The sequence below is a fragment of the Nonomuraea typhae genome (assembly GCF_009760925.1).
GTDB classification, from domain to species: Bacteria; Actinomycetota; Actinomycetes; order Streptosporangiales; family Streptosporangiaceae; genus Nonomuraea; species Nonomuraea typhae.
Genome location: NZ_VRLV01000019.1, coordinates 108190 through 130673, shown reverse-complemented (window position 1 = coordinate 130673; position 22484 = coordinate 108190). Strand labels below are relative to the sequence as shown.

At 70.1% G+C, this 22484-nt stretch carries 26 protein-coding genes, 2 tRNA genes, 1 other RNA gene and 1 pseudogene; 14 read left to right on the top strand and 16 right to left on the bottom strand.

Features of this window, described 5'->3' with window-relative positions:
• Positions 1 to 62: 62 nt before the first annotated feature.
• On the top strand, positions 63 to 512 hold the full coding sequence (locus tag FVE25_RS46525) for a universal stress protein (protein WP_157253941.1): 450 nt from the start codon (positions 63 to 65) through the stop codon (positions 510 to 512).
• Here FVE25_RS46525 and soxR read toward each other — a convergent pair.
• Entirely contained in the window at positions 509 to 994 is a 486-nt protein-coding gene (soxR, locus tag FVE25_RS46520) for a redox-sensitive transcriptional activator SoxR (RefSeq protein ID WP_157253940.1), read from the bottom strand. The genes FVE25_RS46525 and soxR overlap by 4 nt on opposite strands.
• A 121-nt stretch (positions 995 to 1115) precedes the next feature.
• On the opposite strand from soxR, the gene FVE25_RS46515 reads away from it, so the two are divergent.
• A complete protein-coding gene (locus FVE25_RS46515; protein WP_157253939.1) occupies positions 1116 to 2021 on the top strand; it encodes an SMP-30/gluconolactonase/LRE family protein in 906 nt (301 codons plus the stop codon).
• 2 nt (positions 2022 to 2023) lie between these two features.
• Here the strand turns inward: FVE25_RS46515 and FVE25_RS46510 are convergent, their stop codons facing one another.
• Both FVE25_RS46510 and FVE25_RS46505 read right to left on the bottom strand, forming a co-directional pair.
• Positions 2024 to 2758, bottom strand: a complete 735-nt coding sequence (locus FVE25_RS46510; protein WP_157253938.1) for an ABC transporter permease — start codon at positions 2756 to 2758, stop codon at positions 2024 to 2026.
• A complete protein-coding gene (locus tag FVE25_RS46505) occupies positions 2755 to 3663 on the bottom strand; it encodes an ABC transporter ATP-binding protein (RefSeq protein ID WP_157253937.1) in 909 nt (302 codons plus the stop codon). Before FVE25_RS46505 ends, FVE25_RS46510 begins: the two co-directional genes overlap by 4 nt.
• 110 nt (positions 3664 to 3773) lie before the next feature.
• On the opposite strand from FVE25_RS46505, the gene FVE25_RS46500 reads away from it, so the two are divergent.
• The 3 genes from FVE25_RS46500 to dnaN all read left to right on the top strand — a co-directional run bounded on the left by FVE25_RS46500 (position 3774) and on the right by dnaN (position 7022).
• The gene (locus tag FVE25_RS46500; RefSeq protein WP_157253936.1) at positions 3774 to 5216 is read left to right on the top strand and encodes a sensor histidine kinase; all 1443 of its coding nucleotides are present in this window, start codon (positions 3774 to 3776) and stop codon (positions 5214 to 5216) included.
• The gene (locus tag FVE25_RS46495) at positions 5210 to 5863 is read left to right on the top strand and encodes a LuxR C-terminal-related transcriptional regulator (RefSeq protein WP_157253935.1); all 654 of its coding nucleotides are present in this window, start codon (positions 5210 to 5212) and stop codon (positions 5861 to 5863) included. Before FVE25_RS46500 ends, FVE25_RS46495 begins: the two co-directional genes overlap by 7 nt.
• 61 nt (positions 5864 to 5924) lie before the next feature.
• Positions 5925 to 7022, top strand: coding sequence for a DNA polymerase III subunit beta (dnaN, locus tag FVE25_RS46490; protein ID WP_157253934.1), 1098 nt, complete (start codon positions 5925 to 5927; stop codon positions 7020 to 7022).
• Positions 7023 to 7029: 7 nt separating this feature from the next.
• Here dnaN and FVE25_RS46485 read toward each other — a convergent pair whose 3' ends face one another.
• Positions 7030 to 7479: a MarR family winged helix-turn-helix transcriptional regulator gene (locus FVE25_RS46485; RefSeq protein WP_157253933.1), complete on the bottom strand. Its 450-nt coding sequence runs from the start codon at positions 7477 to 7479 to the stop codon at positions 7030 to 7032.
• Between the two features lie 48 nt (positions 7480 to 7527).
• Here FVE25_RS46485 and FVE25_RS46480 point away from each other — a divergent pair, with 48 nt between their 5' ends.
• Positions 7528 to 7809 carry a hypothetical protein gene (locus tag FVE25_RS46480; RefSeq protein ID WP_157253932.1) on the top strand — a complete coding sequence of 94 codons (282 nt, stop codon included), beginning with the start codon at positions 7528 to 7530 and terminating at the stop codon, positions 7807 to 7809.
• On the opposite strand, the gene FVE25_RS46475 is transcribed toward FVE25_RS46480, so the two are convergent.
• From FVE25_RS46475 to upp, 6 genes are all read right to left on the bottom strand, one after another.
• Positions 7810 to 8487 carry a FadR/GntR family transcriptional regulator gene (locus FVE25_RS46475; RefSeq protein ID WP_157253931.1) on the bottom strand — a complete coding sequence of 226 codons (678 nt, stop codon included), beginning with the start codon at positions 8485 to 8487 and terminating at the stop codon, positions 7810 to 7812. It lies immediately after the preceding gene.
• Between the two features lie 147 nt (positions 8488 to 8634).
• On the bottom strand, positions 8635 to 9975 hold the full coding sequence (locus tag FVE25_RS46470; protein ID WP_157253930.1) for a helix-turn-helix domain-containing protein: 1341 nt from the start codon (positions 9973 to 9975) through the stop codon (positions 8635 to 8637).
• Positions 9976 to 10072: 97 nt separating this feature from the next.
• Positions 10073 to 10603: a PH domain-containing protein gene (locus FVE25_RS46465; RefSeq protein ID WP_157253929.1), complete on the bottom strand. Its 531-nt coding sequence runs from the start codon at positions 10601 to 10603 to the stop codon at positions 10073 to 10075.
• Entirely contained in the window at positions 10600 to 10758 is a 159-nt protein-coding gene (locus FVE25_RS54115; protein ID WP_165977494.1) for a hypothetical protein, read from the bottom strand. The genes FVE25_RS46465 and FVE25_RS54115 overlap by 4 nt, the downstream gene beginning before the upstream one ends.
• A 96-nt stretch (positions 10759 to 10854) precedes the next feature.
• The gene (locus tag FVE25_RS46460; RefSeq protein WP_157253928.1) at positions 10855 to 11079 is read right to left on the bottom strand and encodes a hypothetical protein; all 225 of its coding nucleotides are present in this window, start codon (positions 11077 to 11079) and stop codon (positions 10855 to 10857) included.
• Positions 11080 to 11190: 111 nt separating this feature from the next.
• Positions 11191 to 11829 carry a uracil phosphoribosyltransferase gene (upp, locus tag FVE25_RS46455; protein ID WP_157253927.1) on the bottom strand — a complete coding sequence of 213 codons (639 nt, stop codon included), beginning with the start codon at positions 11827 to 11829 and terminating at the stop codon, positions 11191 to 11193.
• 147 nt (positions 11830 to 11976) lie between these two features.
• On the opposite strand from upp, the gene FVE25_RS46450 reads away from it, so the two are divergent.
• The 4 genes from FVE25_RS46450 to FVE25_RS46435 all read left to right on the top strand — a co-directional run bounded on the left by FVE25_RS46450 (position 11977) and on the right by FVE25_RS46435 (position 13535).
• Positions 11977 to 12492: a tRNA adenosine deaminase-associated protein gene (locus tag FVE25_RS46450; RefSeq protein ID WP_157253926.1), complete on the top strand. Its 516-nt coding sequence runs from the start codon at positions 11977 to 11979 to the stop codon at positions 12490 to 12492.
• Between the two features lie 17 nt (positions 12493 to 12509).
• Complete coding sequence (locus tag FVE25_RS46445) at positions 12510 to 12983, top strand: tRNA adenosine deaminase-associated protein (RefSeq protein ID WP_157253925.1); 474 nt, start codon at positions 12510 to 12512, stop codon at positions 12981 to 12983.
• A gap of 14 nt (positions 12984 to 12997) precedes the next feature.
• On the top strand, positions 12998 to 13435 hold the full coding sequence (gene tadA / locus FVE25_RS46440) for a tRNA adenosine(34) deaminase TadA (RefSeq protein WP_157254052.1): 438 nt from the start codon (positions 12998 to 13000) through the stop codon (positions 13433 to 13435).
• A 10-nt stretch (positions 13436 to 13445) separates the two neighbouring features.
• A tRNA-Ser gene (locus FVE25_RS46435) sits at positions 13446 to 13535 on the top strand.
• 50 nt (positions 13536 to 13585) lie between these two features.
• Here FVE25_RS46435 and FVE25_RS46430 read toward each other — a convergent pair.
• The 3 genes from FVE25_RS46430 to ypfJ form a co-directional block, all read right to left on the bottom strand.
• Entirely contained in the window at positions 13586 to 13936 is a 351-nt protein-coding gene (locus FVE25_RS46430; protein WP_157253924.1) for a hypothetical protein, read from the bottom strand.
• 87 nt (positions 13937 to 14023) lie between these two features.
• Positions 14024 to 14323 carry a type II toxin-antitoxin system VapB family antitoxin gene (locus FVE25_RS46425; protein WP_157253923.1) on the bottom strand — a complete coding sequence of 100 codons (300 nt, stop codon included), beginning with the start codon at positions 14321 to 14323 and terminating at the stop codon, positions 14024 to 14026.
• 70 nt (positions 14324 to 14393) lie between these two features.
• Entirely contained in the window at positions 14394 to 15341 is a 948-nt protein-coding gene (gene ypfJ, locus FVE25_RS46420) for a KPN_02809 family neutral zinc metallopeptidase (protein WP_157253922.1), read from the bottom strand.
• Positions 15342 to 15417: 76 nt separating this feature from the next.
• Here ypfJ and FVE25_RS46415 point away from each other — a divergent pair, with 76 nt between their 5' ends.
• Positions 15418 to 16062: a LysE family translocator gene (locus FVE25_RS46415; protein ID WP_157253921.1), complete on the top strand. Its 645-nt coding sequence runs from the start codon at positions 15418 to 15420 to the stop codon at positions 16060 to 16062.
• Between the two features lie 4 nt (positions 16063 to 16066).
• Complete coding sequence (locus FVE25_RS46410; protein WP_157253920.1) at positions 16067 to 16519, top strand: NUDIX domain-containing protein; 453 nt, start codon at positions 16067 to 16069, stop codon at positions 16517 to 16519.
• Positions 16520 to 16527: 8 nt separating this feature from the next.
• On the opposite strand, the gene FVE25_RS46405 is transcribed toward FVE25_RS46410, so the two are convergent.
• Positions 16528 to 17283 (bottom strand): glycosyltransferase family 2 protein, encoded by a 756-nt coding sequence (locus FVE25_RS46405; protein WP_157253919.1) that lies wholly within the window; start codon positions 17281 to 17283, stop codon positions 16528 to 16530.
• 58 nt (positions 17284 to 17341) lie between these two features.
• Positions 17342 to 17429 (bottom strand) — tRNA-Ser (locus FVE25_RS46400).
• Positions 17430 to 17512: 83 nt separating this feature from the next.
• Here FVE25_RS46400 and ffs point away from each other — a divergent pair.
• Both ffs and FVE25_RS46390 read left to right on the top strand, forming a co-directional pair.
• An RNA gene (ffs, locus tag FVE25_RS46395) (signal recognition particle sRNA small type) lies at positions 17513 to 17608 on the top strand.
• Between the two features lie 31 nt (positions 17609 to 17639).
• Positions 17640 to 19820 (top strand): annotated as a pseudogene (locus FVE25_RS46390) (DNA polymerase III subunit gamma and tau); the annotation flags it as partial.
• Between the two features lie 1000 nt (positions 19821 to 20820).
• Here FVE25_RS46390 and FVE25_RS46380 read toward each other — a convergent pair.
• Positions 20821 to 22248, bottom strand: a complete 1428-nt coding sequence (locus FVE25_RS46380) for a helix-turn-helix domain-containing protein (protein WP_181019933.1) — start codon at positions 22246 to 22248, stop codon at positions 20821 to 20823.
• Between the last annotated feature and the right edge of the window lie 236 nt (positions 22249 to 22484).

Genomic DNA, 22484 nt, shown 5'->3' with positions numbered 1-22484 from the left:
AGGCGGAATCGGGCTGATCTTCGCGGTGCTTCACCAGATGACTACGGTGAAGGGAAGAAGCCATGACCATCTTGATCGCCTACGACGGTTCGGCCGACGCGAAGGCCGCCGTCGAGTTCGCGGGCAAGCATCTCACGCATGAGCCCACGGTCGTCCTCAGCGTGTGGGAGCCGCTGCTGGTGCAGGTCAAGCGGCACCCGACCGCGGGTCCCGCGCTCCTTGCCGACCAGGGCGAGGAGTGGAAGGAACTGGCCGAGCGGCAGGCCGCGGAGGGCGCGGAGCTGGCCGGGAAGGCCGGGCTGACCGACGTGACGGCGCGGGCGGTGGCCGACCAGGACTCGATCTGGCAGACGATCGTGGACGTGGCCGACGAGCTCGACGCCTCGCTGATCGTGACCGGGTCGCGGGGCCTGGGCGGCGTGCGTTCCGTGCTGCTCGGCAGCGTCTCGAACCACGTGCTGCATCACGCCCACCGCCCGACGCTGATCGTGCCGCCGGCGAAGGCGGGCTAGCAGGTGGCGCAGTTCTGGGCCGGGGAGAGCCGGGTGTCGATACGCCTGGCCCCCGGCCCTTCGTCGCCCAGCCGGTCGTAGGGGTTGGCCAGCACGCACCGGTCGAGCGAGAGGCAGCCGCAGCCGATGCAGTCGGTCAGGTCGTCGCGCAGCCGCTGGAGCTGCTCGATGCGGTCGTCGAGCTCGGTGCGCCAGGCGGCGGACAGGCGGGCCCAGTCGTCGCGGGTGGGGGTGCGTTCCTCGGGCAGTTCGGCGAGGGCGTCCTTGATGGTCTTCAAGGGGATGCCGATGCGCTGGGCGAGCCGGATGAAGGCGACCCGGCGGAGCGTGTCACGGGAGTAGCGGCGCTGGTTGCCGGTGGTGCGGCGGCTGGCGATGAGCCCCTTGGACTCGTAGAAGTGCAGGGCGGAGACGGCTACGCCGCTGCGCTCGGCCAGCTGGCCCACGGTGAGCTCCTTGGAGTTCCACAGCGCCTTGCTCATCTGGGCAGCCTATGTCACGCCGGCCAGCGCCTCGTCACGGGGCGGCGTCCTGTCGATGACGTCCACAACCTGTCGATTCGCGGCTCTGGCCGGGCGTTGCCGGTTGGGGTTTCCTGCGGGTATGACGACCACGATCCCCACCGACTTCGAGCCGTTCGACCCGCGTGCCGCCGAGATCCGCGGCGACCTGCGGACCGAGGTGCTCTACACGGGTACGCGCTGGGCCGAGGGCCCGGTCTACTTCCCGGCCGGGCGTTTCCTGGTCTGGAGCGACATCCCCAACGACCGCATGCTGCGCTGGGACGAGATGACGGGCAACGTGGGCCCCTTCCGCCAGCCGGCCGGTTATGCCAACGGCAACACCCTCGACCGGGTGGGCCGGCTGGTCTCCTGCGAGCAGGGCCCGCGCCGGGTCACCCGCACCGAGGCCGACGGCCGGATCACCGTGCTCGCCGACCGGTACCAGGGCAAGCGCCTGAACAGCCCGAACGACGTGGTCGTGCGCTCCGACGGCTCCATCTGGTTCACCGACCCGCCTTACGGCATCATCAGCGACTACGAGGGGCACCGGGCCGAGCAGGAGATCGACGGCTGCCACGTCTACCGGGTGGATCCGGGCACGGCCGTGGTGCGGATCGTGGCCGACGACTTCGTCCGCCCCAACGGCCTGGCCTTCTCCGCCGACGAGAAGCAGTTGTACGTCACCGACACCGAGGCCGGTCACATCCGGGTCTTCGACGTGCGCGAGGACGGCCGGCTGTCGGGCGGGAAGGTGTTCGCCGAGACCGAGCACGGCCCCTACGACGGCCTGCGGCTCGACGACACCGGCCGGCTGTGGGTGGCCACCGGCAAGGCGGTCAACTGCTACCACCCCGACGGGACGCTGATCGGCCGGCTCAAGTTCCCCGAGCAGGTGGCGAACGTGGTCTTCGGCGGCCCCAAGCGCAACCGGCTGTTCATCACCGCCACCTCGTCGGTGTACTCGCTCATGTCCGGGGTGCGTGGCGCCCGCCCGGTCTGGGGCTGAGCTCACTCCCACCGGAACAGCCGTACGGCCAGCCCGCCGAACAGCAGCAGCCCTGCCGCCGTGATCCCCAGGTCGAACAGCTGGGGGGCGTTGCCCGCCCAGGCGTCCCGCATCGCCTGGGCGAAGGGCCCGGCCACGGAGTAGTCGCCGATCGTGCGCAGGGCGGGGGCCATCATCTCGCGCGGGAGCCACATGCCCGCGACGAACATGAGCGGGAACATGACGATCGAGCCGATGGGCGCCGCGGCCTTGCCGTTGGGCGCGACCGCCGCGATGACCAGGCCGATGGCCATGAGCGCCGCCGTACCGAGAAGCCAGGCGAGGACGAAGCCGGGCAGGTTGCGCGGCACCGCCGTACCCAGCACGATGGCTCCGCCCACGATCAGGATGAGCGTGGAGACCAGCGCGACGCCGAGGTTGACGACGAGCTGGGTGGCCAGCACCCACAGGGGGTGCACCGGCGTGGTCGACATCCTGCGCAGCAGCCCGCGCTCCCGGTAGGTGGCCAGCGTCGCCGGCACCACGGTCAGGGCCACGGTCAGCAGCGACAGCAGCGTCATCATGGCGGGCATCTGGGCCTGGTTGAGCGACATCCCGCCCAGCTCCGGCTTGGCCTCGGAGAAGCTGGGGATGCTGCCCAGGAGCAGCAGCAACGCGAGCGGGAGTCCGGCGGTGAACGCGAAGGCCGGCCACTCCCTGATCATGATCTTGGTTTCGACGGCGAGGATCTTCTTCATTCCGCGAGCTTCCTTCCGGTGAGAGCGAGGAAGGCGTCGTCCAGGGTGGCCTGGTCGATGCGCAGGTCGTTGGGGACGATCTGGTGCCCGGCCAGGGCGAGCGTGACGGCCGGGGCGAGGTTGCCGGTGCCGCTGACGACGAGCTGCGCCCCGTGGCGCTCGACCGCCCGCACCTCGGGCAGGGCCAGCAGGATCGCCTCGTCCACCGGCTTGGACGGCCGGAAGCTCACGCGCTGCTCCTGGCCGACGGCCGCCACGAGCCCGGCGGGGGAGTTGGTGGCGACCACCTTGCCCCCGTCGATGAGCGCGAGCCGGTCGCAGAGCCGCTCGGCCTCCTCCATGAAGTGCGTGACCAGCAGGATCGTCACGCCGTCCGCGCGGATGGCCTCCACGAGCTCCCACATGTCCCGCCGCGCCTGCGGGTCGAGCCCGGTGGTCAGCTCGTCGAGTACGGCGATGCGCGGCCGGCCGACGAGCGCCAGCGCGACCGACAGCCGCTGGCGCTGGCCGCCGGAGAGCTTGGCGAACGTGGTGTCCCGCTTCGCGGTCAGGCCGACCAGGTCGAGCAGTTCCCGCCAGTCGGCGGGGTCCGGGTAGAAGGAGGCGTACAGATCCATGGCCTCCCACACCTTGATCTGGTCGTGGAGCTGCGAGCTCTGCAGCTGGGCGCCGAGGATGCGGCGCAGCCCGGCGCGGTCGCGGTGGGGGTCGAGCCCGGCCACCCGGATGCCGCCGCCGTCGCGCCGGCGCAGGCCGGAGACGCATTCGACGGTGGTGGTCTTGCCCGCGCCGTTGGGGCCGAGGATGCCGAAGATCTCGCCTTCTCCGACGGAGAACGAGACGTCCTCGACCGCCACATGGTCTTTGTAGCGTTTGTGGAGGTTGGTGACCTCGATCAGTTCCATGGCACAAGACGCTAGGAACACCGGGCGCGCGCCGGAATCGCGCTAGCTGCCGGGAAAGGGTGTACGTAGGTGCAATGACGGCACGACCGGCGTTCCTGCACACTGTGGGCATGAGACTCGCACGGGTCGGTCAGGTCCTGCTGCTGCTCGCCATGGCCGTCGTGCAGGTCGTGGCGTTCGCGGCGACGCTCGCGGCCGTGGTCCTGACCTTCACGCTCGGGCTCGTCTTCCTCTTCCCGCCCGCGGTCCTGATGACCCGGCGGCTGGCCGAGCAGACCCGGCGATGGGCCCGCGAGTGGGCCGGGGTCCTCATCGAATCCCCCTACCTGCCCAAACCTCCGCCGCCGCAGCGCGGGCCCGACGGCTTCTACCGGCACGACCGCACGCTCTACAAGACCCCGCGGGTGCCCGCCTGGAGCCAGCACTGGATGTGGCTGGTCGGCGACGGCGGCTCCTGGCGGGACATGCTGTGGCTGCTCTGGGACCCGTTCGTCAAGGTGATCCTCGCCCCGCTGCTGCTGACGCTGCCCAAGGTCGGGCTGTACGTGTACGCCCACTGGGCGCGCCTCCTGCTGGCGCCGACCGCGGCCAGCCGGCTCGCCGTACAGGTGCAGCAGCTCAAGAAGGTACGCTCGCTGGCCAACGACACGCAGGCGGCCGAGATGCGGCGGATCGAGCGGGACCTGCACGACGGCACCCAGGCCAGGCTGGTCGCGCTCGGCATGACGCTCGGGGCCGTCGAGCAGCTCATCGAGACCAATCCGGCGGCCGCGAAGGCGCTGCTGGCCAAGGCCCGCGATGCCTCGTCGGAGACGCTGACCGAGCTGCGCCGCGTGGTGCGCGGCATCCATCCGCCGGTGCTGGCCGAGCGCGGCCTGGCCGACGCCGTGCGCGCGATGGCCATGGACAGCCCGCTGCATGTCGAGATCGAGGTGGACCTGCCCAACCGGGCCGAGTCGCCGGTGGAGGCGGCCGCCTACTTCGCCGTCAGCGAGCTGCTGTCGAACGCCGCCCGCCACGGCAACGCCACCCGCGTCCGGGTGGACCTCAGCCAGAGCGAGGAGGACCTGCGCATCACCGTCGAGGACGACGGGATGGGCGGCGCCGACCCGGCCAAGGGCAGCGGGCTGGCCGGCATCGAGCGCCGCCTGGCCGCCTTCGACGGCGTGCTCGCCGTACACAGCCCGCCCGGCGGCCCCACGACCGTCACCATGAACGTGCCGCGCGCCCTGCCGGACCGGTCGCCGAACGGGGACAAGGCCCGGCTCCCGCTGTGGAAGACCGGCCTGACCTGGCTCTTGTGGCTGACCGCGTGGTGCCCGTTGTTCCCGCAGGGGCTGGTGGCGGCGATCCTCAAGTTCTTCGAGGTGGATGTGAAGTCCTGGTTCGTCGCTTTCTACCTTCCGGAGCAGTGGCAGTGGCCGTTCATCATGGGCATGATCCTTTTGGGCGCCTCCATGTACCTGTCGGCCGTGCTCATCCCGGCCACCCACTCCAAGGAGCGCTGGATGGCCGAGGCGACGCCGCGTCGCCTATGGTTGCGGCGATGCTGAATCGTGTTCTGGTCGCCGAGGACCTCTACCTCCTGCGCGACGGTCTGGTCCATCTGCTTCAGGCGCACGGCTTCACGGTCGTCGGCGCCGTGGAGTCCGGCCCCGAGCTGCTGAAGGCCCTGGTGGAGCTGCGCCCGGACGTCTCGGTGGTGGACGTACGGCTGCCGCCCACGTTCACCGACGAGGGGCTGCAGGCCGCCCTGGAGGCGCGCAGGCAGGTGCCCGGGCTGCCGATCCTGGTGTTGTCGCAGCACGTGGAGCAGCTCTACGCGCGCGAGCTGCTGGCCGACGGGTCGGGCGGCATCGGGTATCTGCTGAAGGACCGGGTGTTCAACGCCGAGCAGTTCATCGACGCCGTGCGCCGGGTGGCGGCCGGGGGAACGGCGATGGACCCGGAGGTCATCTCCAAGCTGCTGGCCAGCAACGCGCGCAACGAGCCGCTGGCCGCGCTGACGCCGCGCGAGCGGGACGTGCTGGAGGTGATGGCCGAGGGGCGCTCCAACGCGGCGATCTCGCAGCGGCTGTTCCTGAGCGAGAGCGCGGTGGCCAAGCACACGGCCAACATCTTCGGCAAGCTCGACCTGGCGCCTTCGGACGACGACAACCGGCGTGTGCTGGCGGTGCTCGCCTACCTGAACAGCCGTTGATGGTTTGTCGGTGGCACCGGATACCTTCTTAGAAGGCAGGTGACACGAAAGGGTAGATCAGGTGAAATTCCGGGTTAGCCGTGATGTGCTGGCGGACGCGGTGGCATGGGCGGCCAGGGTGCTGCCAAGCCGGCCTGTGGTCCCCGTCCTGTCGGGGTTGCTGATCGAGGCCACCGACGAGCTGAGCCTGGCGGCCTTCGACTACGACGTCTCCGCGCAGGCCCGCATCGAGGCCGACGTGGCCGAGCCCGGCAAGGTGCTCATTCCGGGCCGCCTGCTGGCCGAGATCAGCCGCAGTCTGCCCGCCGAGGACGTCCAGATCGTCACCGAGGGCGCCGAGGCCATCCTGACCTGCGGCAGCGCCGAGTTCGGCCTCATCACCATGCCGGTGGACGACTTTCCCACCCTGCCCACGATGCCGCCGGGCATCGGCGCCATCGGCGGCGGCGTGTTCGCCGGCGCGGTCACCCAGGTGGCGCCCGCCTCCAGCCGCGACGACACGCTGCCCATGCTGACCGGCATCCGGATGGACATCGAGGGCGACCAGGTCGCCATGGCCGCCACCGACCGCTACCGCATCGCCGCCCGCGACTTCACCTGGCGCCCGGCCCGGCCCGACGTGGCGGTCTCGGCGATGGTGCCCGCGCGGGTGCTGGTCGAGGTGGCCAAGTCGCTGCGCGGCGGCGAGGTCCTGGTCGCGCTGGGCGACGGGGTGGCCGGCTTCGAGAGCGTGGGGCGCAGCACGACGGTCCGGCTGCTGGACGAGCAGTTCATCGACTACCGCGCCCGGCTGAGCAACGACTGGTCGATCCGGGCCGACGTGCGCGTGACGCCGTTCGTGGAGGCGATCAAGCGGGTGGCGCTGGTGGCCGAGCGCAACACGGCGATCCGGCTGTCGTTCAGCAGGAACCAGGTCCTGATCCAGGCCGGGGGCGGCGACATCGGCCGCGGCACCGAGGTGGTCGAGTGCGACCTGCGCGGCGACGACATCCAGATCGCCTTCCAGTCGCACTTCCTGCTCGACGGCCTGACGGGCGTGGAGACGGAGCTGGCCAGGATCAACATGGAATCCGCCACCCGCCCCGCCCTCGTCCAGGACGTCCCGGGCGACGCCGAGCCCGAGTTCCGCTACCTCGTCATGTCCCTGCGCCAGGGGTGACCTCCGGTCAGGACTCCGTGATCTTCCGGAACGCGTGCTTGAACGCGGCCCACTCCTCGGCGCCGACCTTCTCGGCGTAGCGCCGCTCGATCTCGCTCACCAGGGCGTCGGCCTTGGCCATCTGGTCCAGGCCGCGCTCGGTGGGCACGATGAGCTTGGCCCTGCGGTCATCGGGGTCGGGCCGCCGCTCCACGTAGCCGAGGTCGACCAGCTCGTCCACGAGGGTCCCGATCACCTGCTTGTGCTGGCCGGACAGGGCCGACAGGTCGGTGGCCCGGCTGCCTTCCCGGTCGAGGTGGGCCAGCACGGCGCCGTGGCGGGGGCGGAGCCGGTCGTGGCCCTGCGCGGCGAGGGCGGTGAAGAGTTCCCGCTGGAAGGCGAAGAGGACCCGCCCGGCGAGGATGCCCACATCGGGATCGATCCTCTTGCTCTCGCTGCGCCGCACGACGACCTCCATTTAGTCACTAATCTTGACTATCACCAATGGTTACCATATTGTAGTCGCATGACGACTGTGGAACTGACCCGATTCAAGGCCGCCGACGCCGAAGCGCTCCTGGCCGCGCGGCCCGCGATGCTCGCCGAGTTCGCCGCCGACCGCGTGGGATTCCTGGGGGCGAGGCTCGTGCGGCTGCCCGACGACCAGTGGCTGGACATCGTCGAATGGCGATCCCCGGAGGATTTCGCCGCCTCACGGGAGAAGGGCGCGAACCTGCCGGGGATCACGACGTTCTTCGCCGCGATCGACTCCCTGGTGATCGCGGAGGAGGGTTCCCGTGCCGACTGATCAGCTCTCGTCGGTGAGGGCGATGAGGATGTGCTCCATGCAGGCGTGCCCCGCGCGCTCGGCGGCGGCCGCGTCACCGGCGGCGATGGCACGCGCGATCGCGTCGTGCGGGATGTAGCTCTTGTTCAGCGAGGTGCCGGCGGCGGTGATGCTGGCCCGCAGGGCCGCGGAGAAGTCCTCGTAGAGGTCGATGAGCACCAGGTTGTGGGTGGCGTGCGCGACCGCCATGTGGAAGGCCAGGTCGGCCTCCACGAACGCGTCGGGGTCGTCGGCCTCCCAGGCGCGATCGCGCTCGGCCAGCCGGCTCTCGATGTTGCGGATGTCGGCGTCGGTGCGGCGCGTGGCCGCCAGACGGGCGGACTCGACCTCCAGCGCGCGCCGGACCTCGAGGATCTCCAGCTGCTCGGCCTGGCGAAGGCGGCGCAGCATGGCGCCGGACAACTCGCTCGTGGCCCGCACATAGGTGCCGTCCCCCTGACGGCAGTCGAGGAGGCCCGCGTGGGTCAACGCGCGTACGGCTTCGCGAACGGTGTTGCGACCGACTCCGAGCTGCTCGGCCAGCACGGTCTCGGTGGGGATCTTGCCGTTCAACGGCCATGTCCCCGATGTGATCTGCTCCTTGAGCTGATCGATCACCTGGTCCACGAGCGACGCCCGCTGTGCCGTACGCAGACTCACAGTCTGCCTCCTCCGGGGAAACCAATCATCCTATGAGTCAATGACTGGTAGACCCTAATTATTCCTGCCTGAGAGGCGCAAGTCTAAGCCGCGCGGGCAGGTGCCATCACCAGGGCCCCCGGCGGAAGGCCCTGGTCAGCGAGGTGGCTACTGATTGCGCTGCGAGACGCCCGCGGATGACATGACCCCCGCCATGGACGAGCGTACGCCTGCCGCTTCGAGCGCTCTGCGGTAGGCCGCCGTCTGCTGGTCCGGCGCCCCCACGTCGCCGTAGAGATCGCCCAGCTCACGCCAGGATCGAGCGGTCTGACGGTCCGAGCCGTACATCGGCCGGCCGAGGGCGGCCAGGACGTCGCGGGCGGCGTCCAGGTGCCCGAAGGCGTCGCCGTCCAGCCCGACGGTCACCTTGGCGATCACCAGATGCGCCTCGGCCTTGACCGGCGAGTCGTCCAGCAGGTCCAGCGCCGCGGTGGCCAGCTCGGCCCCCTTGACCGAGTCGCCGGCACGCAGCCGCACCTGCGCGTGGGCGACCAGGCTCGCGCCCTGCAGCGACGTGCTGCCGGGCAGCTCCGCGAAGACCGCGGTGGCCGCCCGCACGAGCGCCTCGGCCTCCTCGACCGGCGACGACTCCAGCTTCGCCCAGCGCATCGCGGTCACGGCCGCCTGGCGCGCGATCCGGCCGCTGCGCCCGGCCATGATGGCGTCGTCGGCCAGGCGGACCGCCAGCGCGGAGTCCTCGCCCGCGGCCGCCGCGATGCTCGCCTGCCACAGTGTGTGGATCTCTCCGGAACGGTCCACAACACAAGGCATGCCGGTGACGTCGAGAACATGCTTGACGTAGGTGACCGCCGCCGAGTCGCTCTCCCCCTGCGTCTCGATCAGCGACGCGGCCAGGTCGACCGCGAGCTCACCCTGTGTGATGGCGAGTCTGGAAGCCTGCGCCAGCGCGCTGGCCGCCAGGTCACGGGCCCGCAGCCGGTCACCGGCCCGCTGGTAGCAGCGGCTCAGCGCGACGGTCAGCGGCAGGTCGGCCAGGCGCTCCGGATGCGCGGCGGCCTCGCGGCGCAGCCGCTCGAACGCCTCGACGGCCTGTCCGAGCCGGCCCTGCGCCTCCAGCGCCCGGGCCCGCCCGAAGCGCGCCTGCGCCGTGAGCATGGCGTTCTCTTCGTCGGCCGCCTTCACGATCTCGGTGAAGCGTTCCGCCGCCGCCGCCGGATCGCCGTGCTGCAGCTCCAGCTCGGCGTGACGCAGGCCGAGCTCGGTGTCGATGCGCTGTCTGGGTTCGATACCGTGGAGGAGGAATTCGGTGGTGCAACCCAGCCGTTCGGCCAGGAGGCGGGCCACGACAGGAGTCGGCGTGCGCTTGCCTGACTCGATGAGTGAGACGTAACTATCTGACAGGTCGGGCCCGGCCAGCTGGGCCTGGGACATCCGCCTGTTCAGCCGCAGTCCTCGGACGCGGTCACCGATGGTTCCCTGACTCGGCATCTCATCTCTCAAGGCGGGGAAGGGTCAACAACACGCAAATGATTGCATGAAGTGGCCGAATCGGGTATCCCCGCCTGAAGAATTCCCTACGAGGAGATTAATCGTCTCCCTCGTCCTTGCTGGGGAATAGCATCTGGCAGACCTCCAGATACAGGGTCTCGGGGTACGGGATGTACTCCACCGTGGATAGGGCCTGATCTTGACCGGCCGACTCCAGGATGAACTCCCCGTAACCGAGCATGCGCCCAAGTAGGGACCGCTGGAAGCTCATGTCGGTGACCTTCTGTAGCGGCATCATCGCGACTTTTCGCGTGATCAAGCCCGTGGTGAGCAACATCCGTTTCGAGGTCACCACGAAGTAGTCGACCGACCACTCTGCGACTTTCCATACGAAACGGATCAACAACAGCAGCCAGAGCCACCAGACGACGACGAGGGCCGTGCCGCCCCCCTGGTCGCCGAAGAACCTGCTGAGCAGTCCGGCGACGATCAGGCCGCCGAAGACCTCGGCGACCGGACGGAGCAGCACGGCTGGGTGTCGCCGCACCATGATGACCTGGTGTTCGTGGGGGAGTAGGTAGCGGTTGACCGACGACGGAGCAGAGTCCCCGTGGGTCACAAGTCTCATGCGAGGCTGTTCACAAACTGAGCCAGCGAGTCGGCCGCGTTGAAGACCGTGTCGAACGCACCTCTGACCGCGTCAGCGGCGTCCGCTGGTCGCGCGAACAGGTAGTACGCAACGAATGCGATACCACCGTAGGTGAGGACTTTTTTGACCTGCACTGTCGCCTCCGTACCACTTCCCACTACACCCGCCGTATACGTTACCCACTACCTAGCCGGGGTAAAGCGCATCCACGACGGATAGTTGTGATCTTCTTAGCCGCGCTCGCTCGCAACGAGCGCGAGGACGTGAAGGTGCTTGCGCGCGATCCGCTCGACCAGCCCGGGATGGGCGTAGCCGGTGACCTCCAGCGCCCCGTAATGGGCGGCTTCGACGCAGCGCGTGACCGTGGTCGCGGAGTGAACGCCGGCGAACTCGTCGCGCAGCGCTGTCTCGACCTCCGCGTACGGACTCGGATCAGCTTCGGTGCGATCGCTCATCGTGCTCCCTCACGCCCGCATCCCGCAAAATGGGACGGCTTCCTTACTCTTCGTACCCACACAAACACAGTATGTAACGAAGCGCAGGTCCATGGAGAGGGAAAGAGCTTCTCAGACCACGCCGTAGAGACGGTCGCCGGCGTCCCCGAGGCCGGGCACGATGTAGCCGTTCTCGTTCAGACGCTCGTCAAGCGCAGCCGTGACGACACGGATGGGTTTGCCGGAGTTCGCGAACACCTTGTCCATGTAGGCCAGCCCCTCAGGCGCGGCCAGCAGGCACAGGGCCGTCACGTCCACGGCCCCCCGCTCGAACAGGAACTGGATCGCCGCCGCCAGCGTGCCGCCGGTGGCCAGCATCGGGTCCACGACGTAACACTGCCGCCCGGACAGGTCGTCGGGCAGCCGGGTCGCGTACGTCTCCGCCTGCAGGGTCGACTCGTTGCGGATCATGCCCAGGAAACCGACCTCCGCCGTGGGCAGCAGCCGGGTCATGCCGTCGAGCATGCCGAGCCCGGCACGCAGGATCGGGACGACCAAGGGGTACGGCCGCGCCAGCCGTACACCGTGGGCCTGCGCGACCGGGGTCTCCACCGTGACGTCCACGACCCGCACATCACGCGTGGCCTCGTACGCGAGCAGCGTCACCAGCTCGTCCGCGAGCCTGCGGAACGTCGGCGAGTCGGTGCGGACATCCCGCAGCGTGGTGAGCTTGTGCGCCACGAGGGGGTGATCGACGACGAGGGTTTCCATAAGGGACAACGCTATCTTGTGTGGAACGTACCGGCACGTCGCGGAACTGGTTTTGATCACAATTTGGTCGGAGCCCACTACGGCGGGCTGTGCGGTCTGGAACGATGAGTGGCCCTACTAGTGGCTGTCAGGTCAGGGATCGGGTGGATGGCGATGGCAGACGAAGACGCTCTTGATTTCGCCGTCGTGGTCTACCGGGAAGACGGGTGCTGGGACGCCGAATTGCTTCCCGTAGGTCTGACCTCCGACCTTCACGGCCTCATCCACGCGCTACGCCAACAGCCCAGTGAGAGCGGCACGATTGGCCTGGTCGCCGTGGGGGATGAGTTCTTCGTGGCGCTGCGTGTCCTCGGTGAGCGGGTCGATGTCTTCCTGTCCGACATCGCCGCCTCCTGGGACTTCCCGCTCGCCCAGCAGGTCCTCGAATACATCGACGTCCCCATCCCCGACGAGGAGGAGCTCGACGAGATCTTCCAGGACGAGGACACGGTGCTGCCCGCGGGTGACCTGTCGATCTTCGCCGATCTCGGGCTCGACGAGATGGAGCTGGGCATCCTGTCCGGCGACATCGACCTGCTGCCCGAGGACGTGCTGTCCAGCATCGCCGGGCGGCTCGGGTTCTCCGAGCCGTTCGAGCGCGCCATCGAATCGGTCTTCGGCTGACTCTCGGGAGTTCGGGCATGGCCTCAAACACCTTCTCAGCGGCTTTCGTCAGGACCAAGGACGGCTGGAGCGGTGCCGAGGTCGACCTCAGCCAAGCCGAGATCGTCGACGACCTCGGCGACGCCGTGCAAGAGTCCCTCGGCCTGTCCGGAGACGAGCTGGCGCTGCTGTGCGTCGAGGTGGAGGACGAGTGGTTCGCCATCGCCCGCTACGCCGGCGAGGAGGAGCCCCGCGTCTTCCTGTCCGACGCCCACGCCAGCCTGAGCGAGCTGGGTGAGCTCTTCGCCGAGTTCGCCGGGATCGCCCTCGACAAGGAGGGCAACGGCATGGGCGTCAAGCCCTCCGGTGACTTCGAGCTCCTGGCCGACCTGGGCCTGAGCGCCGAGGAACTGCTCGAGCTCAGCATGGAGGAGGGCGTGCTCCCCGCCGACGTCCTGTCCGTCATCGCCGAGCGCCTGTCCTTCGCCGACGAGCTGGACCGCCTGCGTTGACCTACATCGCCCCCATGCGCCTGGCGCTGGAGGAGGCCCGCCGGGCCGGCACCCGCGGCGAGGTCCCGGTGGGAGCCGTCCTGCTGTCCGGGTCCGGCGAGATCCTCTCCCGCGCCGGCAACGACCGCGAATCCACCGCCGACCCCACCGCCCACGCGGAAGTCCTGGCGCTCCGGGCCGCCGCCGCCGTCCTCGGCTCATGGCGGCTGAGCGGCTGCACGCTCGTGGTCACCCTGGAACCCTGCACGATGTGCGCGGGCGCCTCCGTACTGTCGCGCGTGGAACGCATCGTGTACGGCGCGGCCGACGAGAAGGGCGGCGCGGCGGGCTCCCTGTGGGACGTGGTCAGGGACCGCCGCCTCAACCACCGGCCCGAGGTCGTCATGGGAGTGCTGGCGGAGGAGTGTTCCGCGGTACTTAAGGAGTTCTTCGCCACTCGCAGGATCCGGTAAGCTCGTCGGCGGTGGTGTCGCCTAGTGGCCGAGGGCGCACGCCTCGAAAGCGTGTGATGGGGCAACTCATCCGTGGGTTCAAATCCCACCACCACCGCCATCAGACGAAGGGCCTCCAACCTGCGACATGGGGTTGGAGGCCCTTTTCGTTCACCACACGAGCATGACGCTGGCGGCGGGCGGCGAAATGACCCACAGCGACTGCGCCGGGCCGACTCCGCCGACATAGCTCGCACAGCCGGGCAGCGCGTAGAAGCCCGCCACGGCGGGAATGCCGGGCGAGCGGAAGGTGTTCGCCGCCGACCTGATCGGGAACGGTGGCTTCACGCACCCCGCGCCCGGAGGCAGCCGGGTCATCGTGCCGGAGAAGCTCTCCCCGCTCCACCCGCAGATGGAGCCCGGCGGGCACTCCTCGATGCCGGCGGCGTGCGCCGGAAGCGGCGCGAACGACATCACCAGCACCCCGAGCAGGACGAGAGCACACCTTTGCCGAAGGGACATCGAAGCCTCCACACAGCCGGGACTCACCCTCGACTCTGACAGCGACGTGTCAAAGGTCAACCCCCCGCGCGTCCGGCGCTCCGGGGCCTATTCGGTGGGGAGCTCCAGGACCCGGGCGTGCAGGATGGAGCGCTGGTGCAAGGCGGCACGGAGGGCTCGGTGCAGGCCGTCCTCGAGGTAGAGCTCGCCCTGCCACTGCACGACGTGGGGGAACAGGTCGCCGTAGAACGTCGAGTCGGCGGCCAGCAGCGAGTGCAGGTCCAGCATGGCCTTGGTGGTGATCAGCGAGTCGAGCCGGACCTGCCGCGGTGGTATCTGCGCCCACTCGCGGTGCGTCAGACCATGTTCGGGATAAGGGCGTCCGTCGCCGACCAACTTGAAGATCACCCATTGATTTTAGGAGAGATTTCGCTCGTTTGCGCTGTCCACCGCCGTCACCCCAGGTCAGAGGCGTGGCTCAGATGGTTCCCGAGAAGGTGTCGCAGCGTTTGGGATCACCGCTCTGGTAGCCGACGGTGAACCATTTCTCGCGTTGCTGCGAGGTGCCGTGGGTGAACGCGTCGGGGGTCACCCTGCCCTGGGCGCGCCGCTGGATACTGTCGTCGCCGACCGCGGCCGCGGCGCTGAGCGCCTGGTCGATGTCGGTCTGGGAGAACGGCTGGGAGTAGAAGCCGGTTTTGACCGCGTTGTTCGCCCAGACTCCGGCGTAGCAGTCGGCCTGGAGCTCGAGGCGTACGGCTCCGCTGCTCGCCCCCTGGCGGCTGTTGCCGACCCGGTTCATCGTGCCCAGGAGGTTCTGGACGTGGTGACCGTACTCGTGGGCGACGACGTATGCCTGAGCGAAGGGACCGCCCTCGGCGCCGAAGTCGCGCTGGAGGCTGTCGAAGAAGGTCAGGTCGAGGTAGACCTTGCGGTCGCCGGGGCAGTAGAAGGGGCCGACGGCCGAGTCGGCGGCGCCGCAGGCGGTGTTGACGGCGCGGGAGAAGAGCACGGTCCTGGCCGGTGTGTAGGGTGCGCCGCCGCGGGCGGCGAAGGCATGTTTCCAGTACGCCTGGATGCTGTTGACGATGCCGACCATGCGGCACTTCTCGGACTGGTTGGCGTCGGCCCCGGTCTGGCAGGCGTCGGCCAGGTTCCCGCTGGGCGTGAGCGTGGGCCGGGGCGGCGCCTGGCCGCCCTGCTGGGGCTGCTGGTCGCCGGTCAGGGGCGTCGGCACGAGCTTGAACACGAACAACGCCGCCACCGCCAGGAGCAGCAGCAGGCAGCCGCCGCCCTTGCCGGTGATGGGCAGCGACGCGCACCCGGCGGGCATCATGCCTCCACCGCCGCCGCCCTGCTGGGGGCCGGAGGCTCGCACGTCCTCGATCTGGGACGGGTCGAGCTTGGCGTCGTCGTCGAACTGCATGCCTGATGATTTCCCCGGGCAATCGGCCGATTACGCTCTGTGGTTGCTCATTTCGGGAAGGGTTTACCCTTGCGGGATGACAGCAGGTTTGGTGGGAATTGCACTGGTTTCGCTGGGCATGGTGCTGACGCCCGGCCCCAACATGATCTACCTGGTCTCCCGATCGATCACCCAAGGCCGCCGGGCCGGCCTGATCTCCCTTTCCGGTGTGGCGCTCGGCTTCACCGTCTACCTGACGGCGACCTGCCTCGGCCTGACCGCCCTGTTCGCCTACGTGCCCGCCGCCTACACCGCCCTCAAGCTGGCCGGGGCCGCGTACCTCCTGTGGCTGGCCTGGAACATCGTGAAGCCGGGCGGCATCTCCGCCTTCGAGGCCCGTGACCTGCCGGTCGAGCGGCCACGCAAGCTCTTCGCCATGGGGTTGCTGACCTGCCTGCTCAACCCCAAGATCGCCATCTTGTACCTCTCGTTGCTGCCACAGTTCATCGACCCGGCGCTGGGTCACGTCCTGCTGCAGAGCCTGGCGCTCGGCTCGGTACAGATCCTCATCGGCACGCTGGTCAACGCCCTGATCGCCGTGTCGGCAGGCGCCCTGGCCGCCTTCCTCGCCACCCGGCCGGGCTGGCTGCGCGTCCAGCGGTACGTGACCGGCAGCGTGCTCGGCGTGATGGCCGTCCACATGGCCACCGATCGGACCCGGGCGGCCGCCGCCCTAGGGTGATCATGTGGACGACTTCTGGATGTCGGTGAACAAACTCGTCGCCGCCGCCGCGGCCTACATCACGGACCCGGGCGGGCGTGTTCTCCTGGTGAAACCCAACTACCGCGACCACTGGAACTTCGCCGGCGGCCTGATCGACGAAGGAGAACACCCCGCCCAGGCGTGCACCCGCGAACTCGCCGAGGAACTGGGCCTGAGCACCACCCCCGGCAGGCTCCTGGTCACCCAGTGGCTCATGCCCCTGGACACCTGCCCGCTGCCGTCGGTGCACTTCATGTTCGACTGCGGCACGATCGACGCCGACACCCCGATCACCCTGCAGGAATCCGAGCTCGACGACTACGGGTTCTTTCCCATGGACGAGGCAGGGGGGCTCCTGCGTCCCCATGCCTTCGCCCGTCTCACCACCGCCGCGCAGGCCCGCCGTACCGGAACGCTCGGCTACCTCAGCCCCTGAACGCGCGGCTACCTCAGCCCCTGAACGCGCGGCCACATTCTGCGGACCGCCTCGGCGCGGGCCTCGATGAGGCTCATCCGCAGATGCCACTCCTCGGCCGCGTAGTGCTCGCTGCCCGCGGTTTCCTGGCCGGGCCACTTCCGGTAGAGCAGGCCGGTCTCGCGGTGGAAGTAGCCGTGGCTGACGAGGCTGGCCGGGATGAGCAGGCCGGTGTCGTCGGATCCCGGGACCCCCATCCAGCCGCCGAGCGCGACGACCAGCTCCCGGCGGATGCAGATCGTGGTCGGGTGGACGGGGAGCCGGTAACCGTGCTCGCGCCAGTAGTCGTAGACGAAGCCGGGCTTGATGCGGCCGGCCGGCGGGTCGCCGTCGAAGCCGGCCGTCGACCCGTCGGGCAGCAGGTCGAGAACGCGGGACGTGCTCCACTGGATTTCCAGGTCGGCGGTGAGGACCTCGATGTCCCTGGCCAGGACGCCGGGCGTCAGGATGTCGTCGGCGTCGAGATTCTTCACCAGCTCGCCCGTGGACCGGGCGAGCGCGAGATTCCTCGTCAGCGCGACCCCGCCACGCCGGCCGGTCCCGATCTTCACCCGGGGGTCGGCGGGCAGGATCGCCGCGGTTTCGCCCGCGTGGCCGTCCTCCTGGACGACCCATTCGAGCTCCCAGCCCTCGGGAAGCTCCTGGGCGCGGACGGAGGCGTAAGCCGCTAAGAGGTGCTCGCGGACCGGCTGGTAGCTGGGGGTGATGATCGAAAGCAGCGGCACTGATCGGCTCCCATGCGAAAGGGGCCATGCCCATGATCCCGGCATGACCCCTCTGAACTGGCGGAGGATAGGGGATTTGAACCCCTGATAGGTTGCCCTATACACGCTTTCCAAGCGTGCGCCCTCGGCCACTAGGCGAATCCTCCGCCGACGAGCTTACCGGACTCCCGGCCGTGCGGAGACCACGATTTCGCGGCAGCAAGCACTGCCGGTTGTGGCTAGACTGTCCAAGGACCCCTCGCGCGGCGTCATCCTGTGAACCTCCCCAGGGCCGGAAGGCAGCAAGGATAAGCGGGCTCTGGCGGGTGTGCGGGGGGTCTCTTCGTTGAGAGCCCCCTCGCAGGCGGGATGGTCGCATGAGCCTTGCGCTTTACCGCAAGTACCGGCCCGGCACCTTCGCGGAGGTCAAGGGGCAGGAGCACGTCACCGAGCCGTTGCGCCAGGCGCTGCGCACGGGGCGGATCAACCACGCCTACCTGTTCAGCGGCCCGCGCGGATGCGGCAAGACGTCCAGCGCCCGAATCCTGGCGAGAAGCCTCAACTGCGAAAAAGGTCCGACTCCCGATCCCTGCGGTGAATGCGAGTCCTGCGTCGCGCTGGCCGCCACCGGGCCGGGCCACCTCGACGTGATCGAGATCGACGCCGCCTCCCACGGTGGCGTCGACGACGCGCGCGACCTGCGCGAGCGGGCCTTCTTCGCCCCCGTCTCCGCGCGCTACAAGATCTACATCATCGACGAGGCGCACATGGTGACCCGCGAGGGTTTCAACGCGCTGCTGAAACTCGTCGAAGAGCCGCCGCCCCACCTCAAGTTCATCTTCGCGACGACCGAGCCGGAAAAGGTCATCGGCACCATCAAATCGCGAACCCACCACTACCCGTTCCGGCTCATGCCGCCCGCGACGCTCCGGGCGCTGCTGGAGGAGATCCTCAGCTCGGAAAGCGTCCCCTTCGAGCCCACCGCGCTGCCCCTGGTCGTGCGCGCCGGCGCCGGATCGGCCCGCGACTCGCTGTCCATCCTCGACCAGCTCCTGGCCGGCGCCGAGGACGACGGCATCACCTACGCCAAGGCCGTCTCTCTGCTCGGCTACACCGACGGCGACCTGCTCGACGAGGTCGTCGCCGCCTTCGCCGGCCACGACGGCGCCCGCGTCTTCGGCACGGTCAACCGCGTCATCGAGGGCGGCCACGACCCCCGCCGCTTCGCCTCCGACCTGCTCGAACGCTTCCGCGACCTGGTCATCCTGGCCAACGTCCCGGAAGCCGCCTCCAGCGGGCTGCTGGACCGGCCCGCCGACGAGCTCGAACGCCTCGTCCAGCAGGCCGCCTCCATGGGACCCGCCGAGCTCACCCGCGCGGCCGAGGTCTTCAACGCCGGGCTGACCGAGATGCGCGGGGCAACGTCGCCGCGGCTGCTGCTGGAGCTCATGTGCGCTCGCGTGCTCCTGCCGGGCGCGTCGGCCGGCGAGGACGCCCTCCTGGCCCGCCTCGAACGCCTTGAGCGCGGGGGCGTGGTCGCGCAGATGGCGGGTCGCGCCGGCCCTGCTACCGGTACGGCCGGCGGCTCGGGTCATGCGGGCGGTTCGGGTCATGCGGGTGGCTCGGGTTCTGTGGGTCCGGCGGGTGGTTCCGGGCATTCGGGTACGGCCGGCGGTTCCGGCCATCTGAGTACGGCGGGTGGTTCCGGCCATCCGGGTACGGCCGGCGGTCCTGGCTCGGGGCAGGCTGGTGTGCCCGCGGCGGCCCAAGGGGTTGCCGCCGGACAAGGCGGGGTTGCGGGGCCGGGCGCCGGTTCCGGGGCTGCCCCGGCTGCCGGTTCTGCCGATGGGGCCGGGGACGGCAGCGACTGGCCGGAGGCGGTACGCCCCGGGACCGGTGGCGCGGCCGGGATGGGTGGCGGGGCTCCTGCCGGTTCGGTTCCCGGGGGAATGACCGGCGGTGCCGCCGGCACGTCTGGTGGAGCTGCGAGTGGCATGTCCGGTGCGGGCGCCGGTGGGGTGTCCGGCGGAGCTGGTGGCGGGGCTTCGGCAGGGATGGCCGGGGACGCCGGTGGGGCGCCGGGTGGCGCTTCCGGCGTGGTGGCCGGTGGGGCCGCGGCGATCCAGGCGCAGTGGCCTGCCGTACTGGCCGCGTTGAAGCAGCGCAGCATCGTCGTCTGGGCGAACGTCAGCACCAACGCCCAGGTCGTGGGTGTCGAAGGCAAGGTCGTCACGCTCGGCTTCGCCCAGGTCGGCGCCATGAAGAACTTCACCGGCGGCGGCAAGGACGCCGTCGTGGCCAGCGCGCTGGGCGACGTACTCGGCGGCACGTGGAAGGTCGAGGCCGTCGTCGGCGGTTCGCCTGCCCCCGGTGGTCGTGGCGGTCGTCCCGGCTCACCGGGTCCGGCGTCCCAGGGGCACCCAGGCCAGCCTGGAGGCCAGCCGCATGGCCAGGGAGGGCAGGGCGGATACGGCCAAGGTTCCCCGGGCCAGGGCCCCCAGGGTCACGCCCAGGCGGGCCCTGCACAGGCTGGTACCGGGGCAGGGCAGGCACAGGCGGGATCTGGCGCGGGCCATGCGCAAGGGGCGCCCGGGGCGGGTTATGGACAGGAGGGCCCCGGCTCGTCGGGACAACCCCAGCCGGGCCCGGGTCAGCCGGGTTCCGGCGATGAGGGCGCGGCCGGCCACTACGGGCAGCAATCCGGTCAGCATGGACAGTCCTCCTCCGGCCAGCCCGGACAGGGCCAGTCCGGACAGGGCAGCCAAGCCGGACAGGGCAGCCAGTCCGGACAGGGCAGCCAAGCCGGACAGGGCAGCCAGTCCGGGCAGGGTCAAGCCGGGCAGGGTGACCAGTCCGGGCAGGGCGCCGCGCAGGGCGGCCAGCCTGGGCAGGACTTCGCGCAGGGTGGGCAGGCCGTCGGCCAAGCCGGGCAGGCCATCGGTCAGCACGGGCAGGGGGGGCAGCCCTCGGGCCAGCACGGGCAGGATGGCGCGCCCGTCGACACGGCGGGTGCTTCCCGGGTCACCACGGACGAATCGTGGCCCGACGCGCCCGACGACCTGAGCCCCGGCACGCCACCCATGCCCGACCCCGGCCAGGCGGCGCCGCCTGCGGCGGGGAGCGGCATCGCGGCGGCGCGTTCGGCGGCCGCGGCGGCGGCCCAGTCGGGCCCGCGTGCGCCCAAACCGCGGCAGGGGGGTTCCGCCGCGTGGCCGGACAGCGTCCCGGGCCGGAACAAGCCCTCCGACGCCGACGAGGTGGACCCGCTCAACGACGCCGACGCCGACATCGACGCGGTGGGCGGCATGGCGCTCCTGCAGCGCGAACTCGGTGCCCAGATCATCGGCGAGATCGACCACACCTGACCCGGACCCGCGCCAGTCCGCCCGGAACAACAACCACCCGGGCGGCCGCACAACCTCCCCGATCCGCGTCGGAACAACGACCCGGGCGGCCGCACAACCTCCCCGGTCCGCGTCGGAACATCGGCGGGATGAGCGCCAAGCAGCCGAACAGGCCCGTCTGAAGCCGCCGGGAAGCCAGGAGAGCCCCGCGAGGTCAAGGGGTGCGCAGGCGGATCCGGGCTGTGATGGCGCGGGGGTCGGTGGCGGGCAGGGTGGTGCTGAGGCGTTCCAGGATCTGCAGGTCGTCGCGTCCGCTGGCCGTCTGGGCGTAGATCCACAGGTCTTCGGGCGAGCCGTTGCGCAGCAGGTTGGCGCGTACCTGGACTTCGAGTTCGTCCCTGGCCCGCCGGAGCTCGGGGGACTCCGAGCGGGGCAGCAGCGGGCCCGGGTAGGCACGGGCCACCGCGGCGGGGTCGCCGGTGCCCAGGAGGCTGCGGAGTTCGATGAAGTCGGCTTCCACGGGCGAGGTCAGGCGGTACGGCTTGGCGCCCACGGTTTCGCCCAGCTGGGCGCGCAGGCGGTGGATTTCGGCCCGGATGGTCACCGGGTTGCCGGCGTCGCCGTACAGGTAGAAGCAGAGTTGTTCGGCGGTCAGGCCGCGGGGGTGGAGGGCCAGGAGGGCGAGGATCTCGGCGTGGCGCAGCGACAGCGGGATCTCGCGGCCGCTCAGGCGGGCGGTGGGCTGGCCTTCGCCGAGGAAGGTGAGCTGCAGCGTGGGCGGGATGCGGTCGGTGCTCACACGGACGAGGTAGCCGTCGTGGAAGGGCTCCGCGAGTACGGCGCGGCCGCCCGGGAGCAGGATGCGGTCGCCGGCGATGGGGACGCGGCGGCCCAGGAGGCCGGCGGGGTCGCCCGCGATGACGCGACCGGTGGCGGTGATGAGCATGCTGTCGTGGTCGCGCAGGCCGTCGAAGCGGCGGCGCAGGCGTTCGTCGCCTTCGTGCATGCGCAGGGCCAGCTGGGACTCGGCCAGCTTCGCGGTGGCGCTGACCAGGGCGACCGTGGCGGGGTGGAGGCTGGGGGCGGTGCCGCTGATGTCGATGCAGCCGAGCACCTCGTCGGTGTCGGGGTCGACGATGGGGGCGGCGCTGCAGGACCAGACGTGGAGCACCTTCAGGAGGTGCTCTTCTGAGTACACGTGCACGGGTTTGCGGTCGGCCAGGGCGGTGCCGATGCCGTTGGTGCCCACGCTGGTCTCGGCCCATGTGTGGCCGTCGGCCAGGCCCACGAGGTCGGCTCGGCGCATGACGGCGCGGTTGCCGTCGCGCCAGAGGATGTTGCCGTCCCGGTCGGTGATGATGGCGATGTTGGCGCTGGCGTCGGCCATGGTGGTGAGGGTGCCGGCGAGCATGGGCAGCAGGGGTTGCAGCGGGTGTGACTCGCGGACCTCGTCGAGGTGGCTGACGTCGTAGACGAGGGGCGCGGCCGTACCGTCGGGGTCGATGCCCGCGGCGAGGGAACGCCGCCAGGATGCCGAGATGAGCCGGCGGGGCGTGCCGTCGGGCGCGGTGGCGCCGGTGCGGGCAGCTTCGTGGGCCACGCGTAGTTTGCGGGAGTACGCATCGAGACTGGCGTAACTCATCAGCCACTCCAAGTAGTCAACCTTATGTTTCACCCTCCCGGTCGAGGGTTCTCGGCGCAAGCCGTTCGGGGGATTGCACAGGGTGATTGAACGACCGCAACCTGTGTGCAACGTTGCCACCAGTAGCGTGCGGGGCTGATACGTCGGCGTGGTGCGGCCGCTCCGGCCGGCGTGCTGGCCGGGTCCCGGACACTGGAGGGGGGCCGGGACCCGGCCAACAAACGGAAACACCTGCT

What these genes read in the sequence shown, in the direction of transcription:
- FVE25_RS46525 (WP_157253941.1), top strand. Translation starts at nt 63, where the DNA reads ATGACCATCTTGATCGCCTACGACGGTTCGGCCGACGCGAAGGCCGCC.
- soxR (WP_157253940.1), bottom strand. Translation starts at nt 994, where the DNA reads ATGAGCAAGGCGCTGTGGAACTCCAAGGAGCTCACCGTGGGCCAGCTG.
- FVE25_RS46515 (WP_157253939.1), top strand. Translation starts at nt 1,116, where the DNA reads ATGACGACCACGATCCCCACCGACTTCGAGCCGTTCGACCCGCGTGCC.
- FVE25_RS46510 (WP_157253938.1), bottom strand. Translation starts at nt 2,758, where the DNA reads ATGAAGAAGATCCTCGCCGTCGAAACCAAGATCATGATCAGGGAGTGG.
- FVE25_RS46505 (WP_157253937.1), bottom strand. Translation starts at nt 3,663, where the DNA reads ATGGAACTGATCGAGGTCACCAACCTCCACAAACGCTACAAAGACCAT.
- FVE25_RS46500 (WP_157253936.1), top strand. Translation starts at nt 3,774, where the DNA reads ATGAGACTCGCACGGGTCGGTCAGGTCCTGCTGCTGCTCGCCATGGCC.
- FVE25_RS46495 (WP_157253935.1), top strand. Translation starts at nt 5,210, where the DNA reads ATGCTGAATCGTGTTCTGGTCGCCGAGGACCTCTACCTCCTGCGCGAC.
- FVE25_RS46485 (WP_157253933.1), bottom strand. Translation starts at nt 7,479, where the DNA reads ATGGAGGTCGTCGTGCGGCGCAGCGAGAGCAAGAGGATCGATCCCGAT.
- FVE25_RS46480 (WP_157253932.1), top strand. Translation starts at nt 7,528, where the DNA reads ATGACGACTGTGGAACTGACCCGATTCAAGGCCGCCGACGCCGAAGCG.
- FVE25_RS46470 (WP_157253930.1), bottom strand. Translation starts at nt 9,975, where the DNA reads ATGCCGAGTCAGGGAACCATCGGTGACCGCGTCCGAGGACTGCGGCTG.
- FVE25_RS46465 (WP_157253929.1), bottom strand. Translation starts at nt 10,603, where the DNA reads ATGAGACTTGTGACCCACGGGGACTCTGCTCCGTCGTCGGTCAACCGC.
- FVE25_RS46460 (WP_157253928.1), bottom strand. Translation starts at nt 11,079, where the DNA reads ATGAGCGATCGCACCGAAGCTGATCCGAGTCCGTACGCGGAGGTCGAG.
- upp (WP_157253927.1), bottom strand. Translation starts at nt 11,829, where the DNA reads ATGGAAACCCTCGTCGTCGATCACCCCCTCGTGGCGCACAAGCTCACC.
- FVE25_RS46450 (WP_157253926.1), top strand. Translation starts at nt 11,977, where the DNA reads ATGGCGATGGCAGACGAAGACGCTCTTGATTTCGCCGTCGTGGTCTAC.
- FVE25_RS46445 (WP_157253925.1), top strand. Translation starts at nt 12,510, where the DNA reads ATGGCCTCAAACACCTTCTCAGCGGCTTTCGTCAGGACCAAGGACGGC.
- tadA (WP_157254052.1), top strand. Translation starts at nt 12,998, where the DNA reads ATGCGCCTGGCGCTGGAGGAGGCCCGCCGGGCCGGCACCCGCGGCGAG.
- FVE25_RS46430 (WP_157253924.1), bottom strand. Translation starts at nt 13,936, where the DNA reads ATGTCCCTTCGGCAAAGGTGTGCTCTCGTCCTGCTCGGGGTGCTGGTG.
- ypfJ (WP_157253922.1), bottom strand. Translation starts at nt 15,341, where the DNA reads ATGCAGTTCGACGACGACGCCAAGCTCGACCCGTCCCAGATCGAGGAC.
- FVE25_RS46415 (WP_157253921.1), top strand. Translation starts at nt 15,418, where the DNA reads ATGACAGCAGGTTTGGTGGGAATTGCACTGGTTTCGCTGGGCATGGTG.
- FVE25_RS46380 (WP_181019933.1), bottom strand. Translation starts at nt 22,248, where the DNA reads ATGAGTTACGCCAGTCTCGATGCGTACTCCCGCAAACTACGCGTGGCC.